The sequence below is a fragment of the Methylomonas sp. BG-2 genome (assembly GCF_057766305.1).
On the sequence record NZ_JBYMAP010000073.1, the window covers coordinates 1 to 17955 of the forward strand.

Genomic DNA, 17955 nt, shown 5'->3' on the forward strand with positions numbered 1-17955 from the left:
TGGGGCTTGCCGGTTTAATTGGCAACCGCCCGAAGGCGGCTCGGCCTCAAGCCTCCGGCACGAAGAAGAACGGACTGCCTTCGTGGCCGGCGTGTTGCAACGGGGCGTATTGCGGGCTTTGTTCGAAGCCACCGCGCGAAGCCGAGGCGCGCACTTGGTTGGCGACGTCGCGGAAGATGTCGTAGTCTTCGATAATGCGTTTATTGCCGCGCAGCACTTTTAAAAACGCGTTGGCGAACACGGAATGATCACCGCCGCCCTGGTCCATCACCGGTTTGACGCCGCCGGAAGTCAGCACGGTGCGGGCCTTGCGGGCGTTCATCGCTTTCAGCCAGCGTTCGCGCTTGGCTTCGTCCATGCCGTCCGGCAATCTGGCGATCGCCGAGCCGGTCAACGCGCCGGAATAGCAGGAATCGGCGACGACCATGATGTGCTTGGCCGGCATGATGCCGATAAATTCGGTGATGCTTTGACTGGAAATCCAGTTGGCGCTGTTGCCGACTTCGGCATCCACCGGCAGCCAATAGGCGGTCTGGCTTTTGGCGTCGATTTCGCCGTGGCCGGCGTAATAAATCAGCAGATTGTCCTGGTCGGTGAGTTTTTGATTGAGTTCGTTGAACGCCGACATGATTGCGTGGCGATTGGCGTTGATCAGCAATTTGGTTTTGAAACCGTAGCGCTCGCGCAACAGCAATTCGACGCTCTTGGCGTCGGCGATCGGGGTTTTCAGCGGGGAATAGGCGCCGTAATCGTTATTGCCGATGATCAGCGCGTAAAACTTGCCGAACTGAATGTCGCCGGGCCGCTTGATGTCATTGGCGTTGCTGCTCGGATAACTGGCCTGGGCCTGATTGTCGCCGGCCAGCAGGCGCAGATTCAGGTTGCTGCTTTGGTTGCGCTTGTCGGTGGCGACGATCTGCACCAGGGTTTCGTCGCCTTGCAGGCTGACGTCGGTCTCGAAGCGGCCGTCGCTATCGACGGCAATGCTTTTATCGTTCAGCATCAACTTGCTCAAACCCTTGACCGCGTCAATGCGGCCGACCAGGCGCTTGCTGCGTTCGCCGCTGCCGAATTGGATCGCCGGAATCCCGCGCGTGACGGTGACGGCCGGCTCGATCAACTCGATGTTCGGCCCGGAGCCGGACGCGAGTACCGTGGATTTTTGCTGCTCCAGCTGTTGTTTCAGTTCGGCGATGTCCTTGGCTTGTTGTTGCAGCGCTTGTTTGCGGGCGTCGATGCGGGCGCGGTCCAGTTTGTCCGGCGAGGTCAGCCAGGCGGTCAATTCGGCCGATTGTTTTTGATAGGCTTCGATTTTTTCGTTCAATCGATTTTCGACTTCGTTGGTCTTGATGGTCGTCGGCGTTTTACCGTTGCGGGGCGCATCGTCCGATTTTTGACGTTGGCGTTCCTGCTTCAGCGTTTCGGTCAGCGAGCCGAGTCGCGCCTGCTGTTCCTTCAATTGGGCTTCTTTTTCGCGCAATTGCCGTTCCAGCGCCGAAGTGTCGCCGCCGGACGGCGCGGACTTTTGTTGTTGCAGCTTGTGGCGTAGCGTTTCCAATTCGGACTGGGCTTTGCGCAGGCTGTCCTGCTGGTCCAGCGCTTGCTGGCGGATGTCCTGCAACTGGCCGCGCAATGCCTCGGCTTCCTTGCGGGATTCGGCGACTTCGCCGCGCAGGGTTTCCAATTCCCTGGCATCGACCGCCGGGGCGAATTGGATGTCGGTTTGATCCAGGCCGGCCGATTTGCGGTACCAACGCAAGGCCACTTCCTTGTCCTGCGCCACGCCCAAACCTTTCTCGTATAAATGGCCCAGGTTCAATTGCGCCTGAAAGTTGCCCTGGGCGGCGGCTTTTTCGTACCACTGGGCGGCCGCCTTGTAATCGGCCGTGGTACCCAGGCCTTTTTCGAAGATCTCGCCGACCGTCAGTTGGGCGGCGGCGTCGCCTTCCTGGGCCTTGGGCAACCAGATTTTCAACGCGCTGGCGTAGTTGGCGCGGTCGTAGGCCACGTATTCGCCGCCGCGCACCTCGCAATCGGCGGCGGTGGTGCGCACCGGCCGGCGCGCGCTCAGATAGGTCATCTCCGCGCCGAGTTTGCGGACCTGACCGGGCAGTAGGCAATCCACGACCAGCAGTTTATTAGTATCGGCGACGATGTAGCCTTCGGTGGCCTTGGCCATTTCTTCCTGGCTGACCTCGCGGGCGCAAGCGCCGAGCAGAATGCCGCCGACGGCCAGGGCCAGGGTGCGGTGACTAAGATTCAGTGCTTTCATGCGAGCGCCTTTTGGGTGTGGGGATGGTGCGGGAACCATAGCAGAATTCGCCGGCACTGCAAATCAAGGCCGGCTGGCCGCCAAGTCGGCGGCGATGCTCTGCAACATGCCGGGCCAAAGCGCCCGCCAGCCTTGGTTGTGGCCGGCATCGACCCTTTCGACGCGAGCCCGGGGGCGTCGGCGCAACGCCGTTTCGACCAGCGTGGGCGGAATGTTTTGGTCGGCGGCGCCCAGAAAATGCCATTCCGGCAGGCCGGTGGCCGGCCGCCGCGCCGGATTCAGCGAGGCCGTCAACGGCAGGTAATGGTGCAGGCCGGTCCAGGCGTCGATGTCGTAATTGCCGGCGAGCGTGACAATGCCCAGGGTTTGCGGCAAGCGCTCGGCCAGCAGTAACGCCAGCGTGCCGCCGCCGCTATGGCCGATCAGCAACAGTTTTTTGAAGCCGCGCCGTTCGGCGTACTCGCGCAACGCGTCCGCCAGCGTTTGCACGACCGTTTCGCCGTAGCGGGCATCGGTCCACAGCGACGGCGCGCAGCCGGGATCGGCGGCATGTCCGTTATAGCAAGGGCGGGCGATATACAGGCTGGCGGCCGAATCGAGCGCCAGTAACGGCAATACCACCGAGGCGCGGGTGGTCGGTTCGGCGCTGGGCAGGACGCCGGCTTGGTAAGGCCGGCCGTCGCCTTCCAGGTAAACGTGCAGCGGTTCCGATGTTGCCGCGCCGGGCCGGGAAAAGGTATCTAGCCGGTAGTCGTTGACGATCAGACTTTCGGCGATCAACCCCAATTGGCGGGCTTGGTCGCGGAGCTGGGCGGCCGGCGAAGCGCAGCCGGCCAACGCGGCGGCCGTCATCAGAGCGGCCAGGACCGCGCCCAAGCCGGGAAACCGCCGGGATGGCGCGCGATTCACCGGCATTGGTGGTCGCCGGTTTGCCGACGGCCGAGGCTAAACAGGCTAAAATCGATCATCGTCTCCAAACTTTGCATACTGTCATGTCCGCCTTTGATAACGCATTCACCGCCTTTCGACAATCGCAAATCAGCTTAACGCAATTGCTGGCGGCGGCCGAGCGCTTAAACGCCGGGCCGGAAGCGGAACTGGCCGCCGCCCGGGTCAGCCTCGAACAAGCCCGAGCCAACGGCGAACTGGACGATGCAAGCTATCGGGTTATCGTCGGCGTTTGGGAGGAGCGCACGCGATTGGCAGGGACCACGAGTGCGCCGCCGCCAGTGGCGGGCGATGCAACCTTGCTGGCGCCGGCGGCGGATCAGCGGAATATCGCCGAGTTGACCAGAACGCCGCCGACGGCGGACGATGCGACGCTGGTGGCGATGCCGCGCGGCGACGGCGATGCCACCGAGCTGGCGATGCCGCCCTCGCCGGGTGATGCCGACCGCATCGGCGAGACTGTCGTCCCGGACGCCGCGCCGGCATCGACCACCAAGACGCCGACCTTGAATACCGAGTCCTTGCTGCAAGGCCTGGACCCCAATCAGCCGCGCGCTGATTTGGCGGTCGGCGATACCGTCAAGAAGCGCTTCGTATTGGAGGAGCTGTTGGGCGTCGGCGGCATGGGTATGGTGTTTAAGGCCACCGACTTGCGCAAGATCGAGGCGGCCGATAAAGATCCTTACGTGGCGTTGAAAGTCTTGAATCGGGATTTTCAATTCAATCCGATGGCTTTGGTGGCCTTGCAGCGCGAGACCAAGCGCGCCCAGACCCTGGCGCATCCCAATATTATCAAGGTCTACGATTTCGACCGCGACGACGCCGGCCACGTGTTCATGACGATGGAATATCTGCAAGGCCGGCCGCTCAGCCATTTGATCCGCGACCACCTCGATAGCGGTTTGCCGTTTAAAAAGGCTTGGCCGATCATACACGCGATGGCCGAAGCGCTCGGCTATGCCCACAAGAAGAAGATCGTTCATTCCGACTTCAAACCCGGTAACGTGTTTCTGGGCGACGATGGCGAAATTCGGGTGTTGGACTTCGGTATCGCCTGCGCGATCGGCCGTTCCGAAGCCAACGGCGAGGACGCGACCGTGTTCAATGCCCGCGACTTGGGCGCGCTGACTCCGGCGTATGCCAGTTTGGAGCAATTGCAAAATCGCGATCCGGACCCGCGCGACGATATTTACGCGTTGGCCTGCATCAGCTACGAGTTGCTGACCGGCAAGCACCCGTTCGGCAAGCTGTCGGCCGAAAAGGCGCTCGAAGTGAATTTGCAGCCCAAGCCGATTCCCAAGTTGGGACGGCGGCAGTGGAAGGGCTTGCAAAAAGCGCTGGCGTTTCGCCAGGACAAGCGTACCGCGACGATACGCGAGTTTTTAGCGGCGCTGGCACCGCGTTCGGCAGCGTTCTTCGCGCTGTGGGGCGCGGCGGTGTTGGTGGCGCTATCCGGCGGGTTCAGCATTTACTGGCGCTTGGCGCATCCGCCCGGCGAATCCGTGCCTAAAGTCGCGGTCAAGGCTTTGACGCCGGAAGAGCAACAGAAAATTCAGGATTTGCGGGAACTGGCGGCGATCCATTTGGATGTCGGTTACCTGACCGCGCCGACCGGCAGCAATGCTTGGTGGGCTTACCAGGAAATCTTGAAAATCGACCCTTACAATGCGGCGGCGGTGGACGGCATTACTAAAATCGCCGATCTGTTGGAGCAGCAGGCCTGGGAGCTTTACGAAAAAGGCCAACGGGCCGAGGCCTTGAAGAAAGTCGGCGAGGGCTTGGAGGTCAATCCCGGTCACAAGGGCTTGTTGAGTTTGCAAGATAAATTGCGTAGTTAATGCGGATGCGTGATTCTTAATTTGACTTATAATTCAAGACGATTAATTACATTCTTAAATTTTGTCGAAACAGATTTGGCGTGTAAGATGCCGGCATCGACTTAGAGGAGAGGCTTTATGAATCCAAAAAATACTAGTGCTCGGGTGGCGGAACGCCCGCTTCGGCTGTTATCCGGCGCGGTCGTCGCTTGGCTTGTTACGGTAGGCGTGGCGGAGGCGGTGGAAGGTTACGATCCGTATAATCAAAACCAGCGTTACTATACGTATAACGAGAACCACAGTTCGGTGAGTAACGCATTGTCCAGTTGCTCGCAATTCTACAATCAGCAAGAATCCAACGCGCCGGATGCCTGCAATTTCGAGAGTAGCTCCGATTTGCAGAGCCTGACCCCCGACCAGGTGTTCGGTATGGGCAGTATCGCGACGCGGGTCAACGGCGGCAAGAACAGCTTGCCGTTCGGTCAATCCGGCAAAATCAATCTGGGCGGCGGGGCCGGCGACGGCGATTTCTCGAAACTGTCGTTTTGGGGCAAGGTCGACAGCAGCTTCGGTCTGCACGACAACACCGCATTGAATCTGGGCGGCTTTAAATTCGACAACCATAATTTCATGGCCGGCGCTGATTACCGCATCAGCGACCGCTGGTCGGCCGGCGCCGCGTTCAATTACAAGCGCGGCAATGCCACCTTTAACAGCGGCCGCGGCGAAACCCTGAGCGACAACTACATCGGCACGCTCTACAGCAGTTACTACATTACCGATGCGTTGCACATCGAGGGTACCGCGTCTTACGGCGGCGTCGATTTCGAAACCAGTCGCAACATCAACTTGGGCGGAGTGACCTCGATTGCCAGCGCGGCGCCGAGCGCCGACCAGCACGCCTTCAGCCTGGGCGGCGGCTACGATTTCACTTTCAAGGCCCTGACCGTGGCGCCTTACGCGCGCGGCGAATATACCGGTCTGGATATCGACAGCTACAGCGAGACCGGCAGTCCCGGGGCGGTGCGTTTCGGCAAGCAAAATATTCAATCGCTGATCTCGACGGTCGGCGTGCAGACCTCGTATGCGGTCAGCGTGCCGTGGGGGGTGGTGGTACCGCAGCTGCGCGGCGAATGGCACCACCAATTCATGGACGGCCGTCGCCAAGTGACCGGCAGCTTCGTCGCCGACGGCAGCGGCAGCACCTTCACGTTGGTCAACGACGCGCCCAGCCGCGATTACTACACCTTCGGCGCGGAAGTCTCCAGCGTGTTGCCGGGCGGCGTGTCGGCGTTTTTATCCTACGAAACCCTGCAAGGCTATCGGCACATCGACAGCAACCGCTTCATGCTGGGCGGCCGGATGGAGTTTTAAACCGATCGCGTCCGCTAAACGCCACCCGCGTCGCCCGGCGCGGGCGGCGTTTTTCGATGGGGCTCGATGCCCCGCCATGTTAGAATCCCGGCCATCATGACTTTCAGTTCGGCAAGTCCAGTGGCCAATTCATCCTTCCTACCCGAAGACACCGCGCCGCCGCGCGTGCGGGAAATCCCCTACAACTACACTTCGTTTTCCGACCGGGAAATCGTGATTCGCCTGCTCGGAGAGGATATCTGGTGGGTGCTGGATTCGCTGCGCGGCGAACAGGTCACCGGGCGCTCGGCGCGCATGCTTTACGAAGTGCTCGGCGACATCTGGGCGGTGCGCCGCAATCCCTATCTGGAAGACGATCTGCTGAATAATCGCGACCGGCGCCGGGCCTTGCTGGATGCGTTGCGCCACCGGCTGCGGCAAATGGAGGCGCGGCAAGCGGAAATCGCCGGAGATCCGGATCGGGCGGAGCGCGTCGGTCAGTTGATCGCGGCCGTTCAGCAGGCTGTCGCCGATTTCGAGGCGCATTTCGAGCAAACCGGCCAATTGCGGCGCAGCGTGCTGAGTTTGCTGACCCAATACACCCGCAAGGACAACATTTGCTTCGACGGTTTTGCCAGGGTCAGCCATGTCACCGACGCTACCGATTGGCGGGTCGAATATCCCTTCGTGGTACTGTATCCGTCCAGCGAGGACGAGATCGGCCATTTGGTGCGCGGCTGCATCGAACTGGGTTTGACCATCATTCCACGCGGCGGCGGTACCGGCTATACCGGTGGCGCGGTGCCGCTGACGCCGTTTTCGGCGATCATCAACACCGAAAAACTGCTGGAGATGAGCGCGGTCGAGCGCGAAACTCGCTTGCCGGGCGTGGCTAGCCCGTATGCGACGATTTTTACCGGCGCCGGCGTCGTCACGCGCCGGGTCATGGAAGCCGCCGAGCGTTCCGGATTGGTGTTCGCCTGCGATCCAACCTCGGCCGATGCGTCTTGCGTGGGCGGCAATATTGCAATGAATGCCGGCGGCAAGAAAGCCGTGTTGTGGGGCACGGCCTTGGACAATCTGGCGTCGTGGCGGATGGTCACTCCGGACGGCAACTGGCTGGAAGTCGAGCGGCTCAACCACAACCTGGGCAAGATTCACGAGCAGGAGCAGGTCAGTTTTAATCTGAAACGCTACGACAGCAGTCGCCGCAATCTGCTGGGCGAAGAACGCCTGGATTTGCCCGGCGCGCTGTTCCGCAAGGTCGGTTTGGGCAAGGATGTGACCGACAAATTTCTCGGCGGTTTGCCGGGGATACAGAAGGAAGGTTGCGACGGCATCATTACCTCGGCGCGCTGGGTGTTGCACGAAATGCCGCCGCACGCCCGCACCTTCTGTCTGGAGTTTTTCGGACAAGTACGCGAGGCGGTACCGTCCATCGTCGAAATCCGCGATTATCTGGCCGGGTTGCCGAAAGACGGTCCGGCGCGAGTGATGCTGGCGGGCCTGGAACATCTGGACGAACGCTACGTCAAGGCGGTCGGTTACGCCACCAAGGCCAAGCGCCACGGTCGGCCAAAAATGGTGTTGATCGGCGACATTGTCGGCGACGACGAACAGCAAGTGGCACTGGCCGCATCCGAAGTAGTCCGCTTGTGCAACGCGCGCGGCGCCGAGGGTTTTATCGCGGTCAGTCCGGAAACCCGCGCCAAATTTTGGTTGGATAGGGCCAGAACGGCGGCGATCGCCCGCCACACCAACGCGTTCAAAATCAACGAAGACGTGGTGATACCGTTGCCGCGGATGGGCGATTATTGCGACGGCATCGAACGCATCAACATCGAATTGTCGCTGAGCAATAAATTGCGGCTGTGCGATGCGTTGAGCGACTTGTTGCGCGGCGACTTGCCGTTACGCGCCTACGAAGACAGCGTCGACAAAAGCGAACTCATCGGCGACCGCCGGGCGTTGGCGCTGGAGACGGTGGCGGCGGTGCGAGAGCGCTGGCAGTGGTTGTTCGACCATCTGGATTTGCCGCTGGCGCGGGCCGAGGCCGAATTCGAGCGTTACGGCATCAGCGTCGGTCCGTTGACCAATCGGGCCACGAAGCCGACCTTGTTTCACCGGGTTCAGGACTACTCGTTGCGGATTTCCTGGAAAGCCGAGCTGCTGCCGCGCTTGCGGGACATCTTCGAGGGCGATAATTTTCGGCCGGTCGTCGAACGGATCGAGGCCGCGCATAAGGAGATTTTGCGCGGCAGGGTATTCGTCGCGCTACACATGCATGCGGGCGACGGCAACGTACACACCAATCTGCCGGTCAACTCCGACCATTACCAAATGCTGCAGGAAGCCAACGCGGCGGTGGCCAGAATCATGGCGCTGGCGCGCTCGCTGGGCGGGGCGATTTCCGGCGAGCACGGCATCGGAATTACCAAGTACGAATTTCTCGACGCGGCGGAACTCGCCGAGTTTCATCGGTATAAAAATCAGGTCGATCCGGAAGGGCGCTTCAATCGCGGCAAGTTGATGCCGGGCGGCGATTTGAGCGCGGCGTATACCACCTCGTTCAGTTTGATGGGTTTCGAATCGCTGATCATGCAGCAGAGCGACATCGGCGCGATTTCCGATTCGGTCAAGGATTGCCTGCGCTGCGGCAAGTGCAAGCCGGTCTGCGCCACCCACGTGCCGCGCGCCAACTTGTTGTATTCGCCGCGCAACAAGATTTTGGCGACTTCGCTGCTCATCGAGGCGTTCTTGTACGAGGAGCAAACCCGGCGCGGTATTTCGATCACCCATTGGAAGGAATTCGAAGACGTTGGTGAACACTGCACGGTGTGTCATAAATGCTTCAACCCCTGTCCGGTCGATATCGACTTCGGCGAAGTGTCGATGAATATGCGCAATTTGCTGCATAAGATGGGCAAGCAGAGTTTTAATCCCGGCAAGGCACTGGCAATGGCGTTTTTGAATACGACCAGCCCGGGCACGGTCAAGGCTCTGCGGGCGGCGATGGTGGATTGGGGATACAAGGCGCAGCGCTTGGGAACGGCGATGCTGGCGCCGTGGGGCAGGGCGCAGAATCGCCAACCGCCGGCTTCGGTAGGCAAGCCGGATGTGCGCGAGCAAGTCATTCATTTCATGAATCGGAAGATGCCGGCCAAACTGCCGAACAAGACGGCCAGGGCCTTGCTGGACATCGAGGACAATCAAATCGTCCCGATTATTCGCGATCATGCCAAGACCCGTTCGGATTCCGAGTCGGTGTTTTATTTTCCGGGCTGCGGCTCGGAGCGTTTGTTCTCGCAAGTCGGTCTGGCGACCCAGGCGATGCTCTACGAAGTCGGCGTGCAGACCGTTTTACCGCCCGGTTATTTGTGCTGCGGCTACCCGCAACGGGCCGCGGGCCAATTTGACAAGGCCGAAAAAATCACCACCGATAATCGGGTGTTGTTTCATCGCGTGGCCAATACCTTGAATTATCTGGACATCAAGACCGTCATCGTCAGTTGCGGCACCTGTCTGGATCAGTTGGTCGATTACGAGTTCGAAAAAATCTTTCCCGGTTGCCGGCTATTGGATATTCACGAATATTTGCTGGAAAAGGGTGTCGGGCTGGACGGCGTCGGCGGTACTCGTTATCTGTATCACGATCCTTGCCACAGTCCGTTTAAACAGCAGGAGCCGTTGAAAGTCGTGGCAGGCTTGCTCGGCGCGCCGGTCGGCAAGTCCGACCGGTGTTGCGGCGAATCCGGTACTCTGGCGGTGGCTCGGCCGGACATATCGACGCAGGTCCGCTACCGCAAGGCCGAGGAATTGCAGAGCGATGCCGCCAAGCTGCGCGCCGACGGTTATGACGGCCCGGTGCGAATGTTGACCTCCTGTCCGTCCTGCATGCAGGGGTTGCAGCGTTATCAAGACGACGTAGAGCAACTCGAAGTCGATTACATCGTCGTTGAAGTCGCCAAGCACGTGTTGGGCGAAAATTGGATGGCCGACTATTTGGCCAGAGCCGGAACCGGCGGCGTGGAGCGGGTGCTGCTTTAACCTGGCTAGCGTGAAACGGTTTTTTCACTCCGGAGAATAATAAAGATGGGAGGAGTGGCCTCTACCGTGACCGAAAACCCGTGACACGTCATTTCGGCCAACGGCCGCCAATGTAAAAATACGGTTAGGCCTGGAAAAATACCGTTCGCTTAAGATCGGACGGGAATTTTCGGTCGCGGCACGACGGTGTTGCGGGTGGTTTATGGAGGGTGTGTGCTCGACAAGCGGGGTGGGTGCCGTGACGCCGCGTTCTGATTCGGCTCGATCAGGTTTGCAACGTGCGGGCAAGTCGCGTCGTTTAGCTTCTGACTAGGAAGCCAGGACTGTCACTAAGAAATGAACGATTTGGAGCGGGAAACGAGACTCGAACTCGCGACCCCAACCTTGGCAAGGTTGTGCTCTACCAACTGAGCTATTCCCGCTTGAAGATGACATTGCCCGTTTGGCAACATGTCGGTTTGAAATCGACATCGGTCCAATACCTATGGAGGCTGCGACCGGAATCGAACCGGTGTATACGGCTTTGCAGGCCGCTGCATAACCACTTTGCTACGCAGCCGTTTAAGGTCCAACAAAAAAGCCGCGTAGCGGCGCGGCTTTAAAATTTGGAGCGGGAAACGAGACTCGAACTCGCGACCCCAACCTTGGCAAGGTTGTGCTCTACCAACTGAGCTATTCCCGCTTTGTTTCCGATCCGGCGTATTATAAGGGTTTAAACACTTAAGTCAACAGTTATTGCAGGTTGATGCCGGAAGTCCAGGCGCGACGACCTTGGCACTCGCCGCTGGCGGTGATTTCGACTTCGGCCCAAACCAGGTTTTTGTCAGTGGTGTCGTTTTGGATTTGCAACAACTTGACCGGCGAATTCATCGGCATGTGCTTGCAGGCGCCGTCGCGGTCGTTTTCCTCGGTATCGTCGTAAGCCGCCAACGAGCCGGGGACGCCGACTAGTCTGACCGTGGCGTTTGGATCGTAGGTATTCGGGCTTTTCAGCACGTAACCTTGACCAACGACCAGCGGTTTTTGCTGGTGAACCGGCAGTTTGGGGTTTGATCCGCCGCTAAAGACCAGCAAGAGCAACAGCAACGCCGCGCCACCGACGCCGCCGTAAAATACTTTCGGATTGGATTCCTTTAGGGCCAATATGCTCGCCAAAGCGTTACCGGCCGCAGCTGTAGCAGGCGCGGCGGCGGTCGCCGCAACCGATTCCGGTTGATTGGGCTCTTCGGCCGGGCTGCTGTTTTCTGTGTCGTTGGTGTTTTCTTCAAGGCTCATGCGATGTTTCCTCTTAAGCTAGTTATTATTATGGGACGGGCCGCTAAAGTTACCATGCTGACCGTACATTTCAAGCATTCGTTTAAAAGTCGTTTATTTTTGAGGGGGCGCTTGCGAGATCTTATGAATTTAAGGCTGGAAAAATGCTTGGCTTGGCTATATATTAGGAAATACTTAATTACCTGCAATTCAACGCCATGCATACATCATGTACACGTTTCGCGGTCTTGTTGATGGCTTCATCGTTGGGTTTGGCGGCCCACGCCGAATCGGTCGACCCGGTTTACACATTGGAGCGGGCCATCGATCAGGCGTTGGCTGGGAATCCCGAACTCAGTATTTTACAAGCTAGAGTCGAGCAGGCGAATGCCCAGCTCGGCGAGGCGCTGGCCAATTTTTACCCGCAGGTCAAGGCCGGATTGTCCTACCAACACACCGATAACCCTGCCCAAGCCTTCGCGATGATCATCGCCCAGCGGCGTCTGGACTTTGCCAAGGGTGACGGTTTTTTCAACCACCCCGGCGGCGTTGACAACTACCGTCCGCAAGTCACCGCCAATTATTCGCTGTTTCGCGGCGGCCAGGATTATTACTTGAGTAAGGCGGCGGAATTGGGCGTCGAGACTTCCGAGCTGGAAAAGTCGGCTTTCCGCAATCATCTTTTGACGAACGTGACCGCCGCGTATTACGGTGAGTTGGCGGCGATGGCCGCGCACAAAGTCAGTATCGGCGCCGCCGAGGCGGTCGCCAGCGAACTGAAGCAATCCAAATTGCGCTACGAGGCCGGAACCTTGCTGAAATCCGAGGTTCTGTCGCTGGAAGTGCAATTGGCCGAAGCCAAGGATGCCGAAATTCGTGCCGCCAACGCCATCGAACTGGCGCAAAACATGTTGAAAACCCTGCTCGGCTTGAGCGCCGGCGAGCCGTTTTCGATCGCCGAGTCGGAGGCCGCGCCGCCGGCCCCGCCGGCGACTTACGAAGAACTGCTGGATCAAGCGCGGACTCATCCGGAATTACAGGCGGCGCAAAAGCGGGTCGAAATTGCCGAACAGCAGTTAGCGGCGGCCGAGGGTGCCCACCTGCCGCGCGCCGACGCCTTTGTCACATACGGTTCCGACAGTAAGGATCTGGCCTTCAGCGGCAACCGCGATAACGTCAGCGCCGGCGTGACGGTCGAGGTCGATCTGTTTTCCGGTTTCGCCACGCAAGAGCGCGTCAAAAAAGCCGAGCACGAATTGACTGCGGCCCGAGAGGCGGCGCGTCAGACTCGCTTGCGCATCGAAAGCCAATTGCATCGCGCCAGACTGAACTTGGCTGAAGCCTTGAATCGGACCCAGGTAGCGCGGATTGCGGTGGAGGCAGCCGAGGAAGCCCTGCGGCAAGTACGCGAACAATATCAGGCCGGCGTCGTGACGGTGACCCGTTACATCGAAGCCGAAGTGGCCAGAGATAAGGCTCATACCCGTCATATCAACGCCCGTTACGACGCGCTGCGCGCCGACGCGGACCTCAAGCAAGCCCGCGGTGCTTGGCAATAATCTTCAGGAAGGACCATGATCTCTTCGAACACTTATTCCGCGTTGCCTCGTTGGGCAATTCCGCTGGCCGCCGTTTCGGCGCTGCTGTTGGTGATTTTCGTCGCGCTCGGCGTCATCGGCGGTCCGGAAAAAATCGAGCCGGGTAGCACACCGCCGACTACCAATCCAGTGCCGTCCGGCGCTCGAACTTACCGCGTGACGCTGGCCGGCGCCGATCGGCTGTTGGAATGGCAGGGCGTGGTGCGTTCGCGCCAGGCCGTCAAGATCAGCCCGAAATTTTCCGCTCGGATAGTGGAGATTCCGGTCAAGGTCGGCGACAGGCTGAAACAAGGCGAGGTGATAGCCAAACTGGACGACCGCGACCTGCGCGCCGCCTACAGCGCCGCGACTTCGGCGCAGGCCGCGGCTCAAGCTCAGGCCGTCCAAGCGGTCGCCGACGAAAGACGCGCCAGCGAACTGTTCGAAAAACAAGCCGCGACCCGGCAAAGCTACGACGCCGCGCTGGCCCGTGCGAAAGCGGCCAAGGCTTTGGCCGAACAGGCGGCTAGTTCGGCGCGGCAAAGTCAGGTGGCGATGGCCGAAAACGTGCTGTACGCGCCGTTCGACGGCGTGGTGGGTGAACGTTACCAAGACCCGGGCGATATGGGCGCGCCGGGTCAGCCGCTGGTCAGTTTTCACCAGCCAGACGCGCTAAGGTTGGAAGTGCCGGTCGCCAGTGCTTGCAGTGGCCGCATCGGCCTGGGCGATGCGGCGACGGTGCATATCGACGGCGTCGCCGTGACCGGCCGGGTCGCCGAATTGGCCCCGGAAATCGATCCGCAAACCCGCACCCGGCTGGTTAAAGTCGATCTGCCGGCCACACCCGGTTTGCAGCACGGACAATTCGCCACCTTGGCGCTGCCTTGCGAATCCTCGGAATCGGCTTTATTGATCCCGGCCGGCGCGGTGCTGAATTTCGGCCAGTTGCAAGCCGTGCGCGTGGTCGAAAACGGCGCTTGGCATACCCGCCACATTCGCACCGGCAAAGTTTACGGCGATCGGCTCGAAGTGCTGACCGGCCTACGCGACGGCGAAACCATACTGGCGGATAGCGAGCTGGCGCCATGAGTTCGAGTAACCAGGCTAAAAAAGACACGCTGACGGTCGCGATTGTCCGGCTGTTTACCACCTCGCATCTGTCGTTGCTGTTCCTGCTGATCTCGTTGTTGGCCGGCGCGGCGGCGCTGATATTGACGCCGCGTGAGGAAGACCCGCAAATTGTGGTGCCGGTGATGGACGTGTTCGTCAAATATCCCGGCGCGACGGCCGAGGAAGTCGAAAAACGCGTCACGACGCCGCTGGAAGTGTTTCTAAAGCAGATTCAAGGCGTGGAATACGTGTACTCCGCGTCCAGCCCCGGCCAGGCGCTGGTGACGGTGCGCTACGAAGTGGGCCAAAGCATCGTCGATAGTTTGATCAAGACCCACGATAAATTGCAGGCCAATCTGGACATCATCCCGCCGGGCGTCACCGATTGGGTGGTCAAGCCGGTCGAAATCGACGACGTGCCTATCGTGTTGCTGACCTTGTCCAGCCCCAGGGCAGGCGAAGACATCATGGCGATACGCCGGATCGCCGAGGAACTGATCGAACGCCTGCGAGCGATCGACGACATCGGCAAAAGCTGGGTGGTCGGCGCGGCGCCGCGGCGGATTTCGGTGTATCCCGATCCCGCCAAGCTGCAAGCCGCCGGCCTCGATTTGGCGGCGCTGCGGCAGGCCTTGATGCAAGGCAATGCCAATCTGCAAATCGGCCACTTCAATCAAGCCGGAAAAGACATCGTGTTGGAGGCCGGCCCGCATTATGAAAGCGTCGAAGCCGTCGGCGCCACGGTGTTGAAAAACGTCGGCGGTCGCTTGCTGTACCTGCGCGACGTCGCCGAAATTCTGGACGGCCCGCAGGATACCGATTATTACACCCGCATCGGTTTCGGACCGGCCGCCGAGCACGCTGAAATTGTCGGCCCCGTTTCCGGGAAGGCGCCGGAGCTGGGCGACGAACGCCAGATGGCGACCATCGCCATCGCCAAGCGCAAGGGCGCCAATGCGGTCGGCGTCGCCGAACAGGTGCTGGCCTTGACCGAACAATTGCACGGCACGCTGATACCGGACGACGTGCAAATCCACGTCACCCGCAACTACGGCGAGACCGCCAACCACAAGGTCAACGAACTGGTGATGCACTTGAGCATCGCGATTTTGACCATCATCGTGCTGTTGGCTTTGTCCTTGGGTTTTAAGGAATCGTTGATCGTGTCGCTGGCGGTACCGATGACCTTCGCGGTGACCTTGCTGTTGGATTTGATCTTTGGCTACACGATCAACCGGGTGACGCTATTCGCGTTGATACTGTCGCTGGGTTTGCTGGTGGACGACCCGATCGTCGATGTCGAGAACATTCACCGCCACTACAAGATGCGCAAGGAACCGCCGTTGCAGGCCTTGCTGACGGCGGTCAACGAAATCCGCCCGCCGACGATACTGGCCACCTTCGCGGTGATTATGTCCTTCGTGCCGATGTTCTTCATCACCGGCATGATGGGGCCCTACATGGCGCCGATGGCTTTCAACGTGCCGATCGCGATGCTGATGTCGCTGCTGATCGCGTTCACCGTCACGCCCTGGGCCAGCTACAAATTGCTGAAAGGCGATTACGGGAAGGACCACGGCCCCGAGTTCAAACTGCACGACACGCGCGGCTTCAAGCTGTATCAAGCCGTCATGCGGCCGCTGTTGACCAACAAGGCTAAGGCCCGCGTGTTTTTGCTGGCGGTGTTCATTGCTTTTGTGCTGTCGTCGTTGATGGCGGTGTTCCGCGTCGTACCGTTAAAGCTGCTGCCGTTCGACAACAAAAACGAACTGCAACTGGTGATCGACATGCCGCGCGGCTCGTCTCTGGAAGCCACCGATGAAGTCGCGGCGGCGGTCGGGCGGTATCTGGCCACCGTCAACGAAGTCGCCAATTACCAAAGCTATGTCGGCTTGGCCTCGCCGATGGATTTCAACGGCCTGGTGCGGCATTACTATCTGCGCCAGGGCGCTTACGTCGGCGACATCCGGGTGGTGTTCGTCGACAAAACCCGCCGCGACCAGCAGTCACACGCGATTGCACTGAGAATGCGGCCGGAGATCGACAAAATCGAACAACGCTACGGCGCCAACATCAAGATCGTCGAAATGCCGCCGGGGCCGCCGGTACTGTCCAGCGTGGTCGCGGAAGTTTACGGCCCGCCGGAAGCCACTTATCAAGACATCGTCCAGGTGTCCAAGCGGGTGCGCGGCGACCTGGAACACACCGAAGGCGTGGTGGATGTGGACGATTACGTCGAAGCGCCGCAAGAGCGGCTGCATTTCCTGCTGGATCAGGACAAGGCCGCGCTGCTTGGCATCACCACCGAGCAAGTCGCCAACAGCCTGAAGCTGGCCGTGGACGGCGGGGTGGCCGGTACCTTGCACATCGCCAGCGAGCGCCAGCCGCTGTTGATCGAACTGCGCCTGCCGCGTTCGGCGCGCTCGTCGGAAGCCGATTTGCTGGCGCTGTCGGTTAAAACCGGGCAGGGCGATTTGGTGCGACTGGGCGAAATCGGCGGCTTCGAACACGAGCGCGGCGACCAGACCATCTACCATAAAAACCTGGAGCGGGTGTCCTACGTGCTGGGTGAAATGGCCGGCCGCAGCCCGGTCGAAGCGGTCTGGGACTTGGGCGACAAGCTGGAGGAAAAACCGCTGCCGCCCGGCTACCGCGCGGAAATGGCCGGCGAGGGCGAATGGAAAATCACCGTGGACGTATTCCGCGACTTAGGGCTTGCCTTCGCGGCGGCGATGGTGATGATTTACATCCTGCTGGTCGGCCAGACCGGCTCGCTGGGCGTGCCGCTGATTATGATGATCGCGATCCCGTTGACCGTGATCGGCATCATGCCGGGATTCTGGTTTATTAATCTGTTTGCGTCGGATGTGGGCCCATACGCCGATCCGGTGTATTTTACCGCCACCGCGATGATAGGCATGATCGCGCTGGCCGGCATCGTCGTGCGCAACTCGATCATCCTGATCGACTTCATCGAAAACATCTATCGCGGTAACCCGGAGATTTCGCTGGCCGACGCCATCGTCGAAGCCGGCGCTACCCGCTTGAACCCAATCTTCCTGACCGCCGCCTCGGCGGTACTGGGTTCGGTGATGATCGTGCTCGACCCGATCTTTTCCGGCTTGGCCTGGAGCTTCATCTTCGGCATCATCGCCTCCACGCTGTTCTCGCTGGTGGTGATACCGTTGGTGTATTTTCTGATTAACCGGGAAATGCCTAAAACGCTGCTGGTCGAGGAATAAAACGCCACCGAAAAAGACGCGGTTTGGGTTAGCATTGCCTGCTCGAGTTTAATTCAAGAGAGTGGTCATGCAGAATCCGGATGAGGAAGATTTTAAAAAGCGCTTGGCAAAATTCCCGCTGCCATTGCGTGCGGCATTTGCCGTGCGGGCGGCTACGATGGCTTTGCCTTGTCTCTCCGATGAAAATGCCAACTTTCTCGAGTTCTGGCCGACACAAAACCGTGCGGTGTATTTGCTTGCAGTATTGCGCCAGCTACAGGGGGCTTACGGGTGGAGGAGACCTAAAAATATTGGCGCCTCCGCCGCCTCCGTCGCCGCCTCCGCCGCCTCCGCCG

At 59.9% G+C, this 17955-nt stretch carries 10 protein-coding genes and 3 tRNA genes; 7 read left to right on the top strand and 6 right to left on the bottom strand.

What is annotated here, in order from left to right:
* Window positions 1–46: 46 nt before the first annotated feature.
* Complete coding sequence (locus tag AC3B8H_RS08985) at window positions 47–2272, bottom strand: caspase family protein (RefSeq protein ID WP_488441253.1); 2226 nt, start codon at window positions 2270–2272, stop codon at window positions 47–49.
* A gap of 63 nt (window positions 2273–2335) precedes the next feature.
* Complete coding sequence (locus AC3B8H_RS08990; protein WP_488441254.1) at window positions 2336–3187, bottom strand: alpha/beta hydrolase; 852 nt, start codon at window positions 3185–3187, stop codon at window positions 2336–2338.
* 77 nt (window positions 3188–3264) lie between these two features.
* On the opposite strand from AC3B8H_RS08990, the gene AC3B8H_RS08995 reads away from it, so the two are divergent.
* From AC3B8H_RS08995 to AC3B8H_RS09005, 3 genes are all read left to right on the top strand, one after another.
* Window positions 3265–5058: a serine/threonine-protein kinase gene (locus tag AC3B8H_RS08995; RefSeq protein ID WP_488441255.1), complete on the top strand. Its 1794-nt coding sequence runs from the start codon at window positions 3265–3267 to the stop codon at window positions 5056–5058.
* Between the two features lie 117 nt (window positions 5059–5175).
* Window positions 5176–6411, top strand: a complete 1236-nt coding sequence (locus tag AC3B8H_RS09000) for an autotransporter outer membrane beta-barrel domain-containing protein (RefSeq protein WP_488441256.1) — start codon at window positions 5176–5178, stop codon at window positions 6409–6411.
* 120 nt (window positions 6412–6531) lie between these two features.
* Window positions 6532–10437: a DUF3683 domain-containing protein gene (locus tag AC3B8H_RS09005; protein ID WP_488441257.1), complete on the top strand. Its 3906-nt coding sequence runs from the start codon at window positions 6532–6534 to the stop codon at window positions 10435–10437.
* Between the two features lie 346 nt (window positions 10438–10783).
* On the opposite strand, the gene AC3B8H_RS09010 is transcribed toward AC3B8H_RS09005, so the two are convergent.
* The 4 genes from AC3B8H_RS09010 to AC3B8H_RS09025 form a co-directional block, all read right to left on the bottom strand.
* A tRNA-Gly gene (locus tag AC3B8H_RS09010) sits at window positions 10784–10859 on the bottom strand.
* A 63-nt stretch (window positions 10860–10922) separates the two neighbouring features.
* Window positions 10923–10996 (bottom strand) — tRNA-Cys (locus AC3B8H_RS09015).
* A gap of 47 nt (window positions 10997–11043) precedes the next feature.
* A tRNA-Gly gene (locus tag AC3B8H_RS09020) sits at window positions 11044–11119 on the bottom strand.
* 50 nt (window positions 11120–11169) lie between these two features.
* A complete protein-coding gene (locus tag AC3B8H_RS09025) occupies window positions 11170–11712 on the bottom strand; it encodes a hypothetical protein (RefSeq protein ID WP_488441258.1) in 543 nt (180 codons plus the stop codon).
* Window positions 11713–11909: 197 nt separating this feature from the next.
* Here AC3B8H_RS09025 and AC3B8H_RS09030 point away from each other — a divergent pair, with 197 nt between their 5' ends.
* The 4 genes from AC3B8H_RS09030 to AC3B8H_RS09045 form a co-directional block, all read left to right on the top strand.
* Window positions 11910–13250, top strand: a complete 1341-nt coding sequence (locus tag AC3B8H_RS09030) for a TolC family protein (RefSeq protein WP_488441259.1) — start codon at window positions 11910–11912, stop codon at window positions 13248–13250.
* 15 nt (window positions 13251–13265) lie between these two features.
* Complete coding sequence (locus AC3B8H_RS09035; RefSeq protein WP_488441260.1) at window positions 13266–14357, top strand: efflux RND transporter periplasmic adaptor subunit; 1092 nt, start codon at window positions 13266–13268, stop codon at window positions 14355–14357.
* Window positions 14354–17620, top strand: a complete 3267-nt coding sequence (locus AC3B8H_RS09040) for an efflux RND transporter permease subunit (protein WP_488441261.1) — start codon at window positions 14354–14356, stop codon at window positions 17618–17620. Before AC3B8H_RS09035 ends, AC3B8H_RS09040 begins: the two co-directional genes overlap by 4 nt.
* A gap of 67 nt (window positions 17621–17687) precedes the next feature.
* On the top strand, window positions 17688–17955 hold a 268-nt coding region (locus AC3B8H_RS09045; protein ID WP_488441262.1), incomplete at its 3' end, for a hypothetical protein.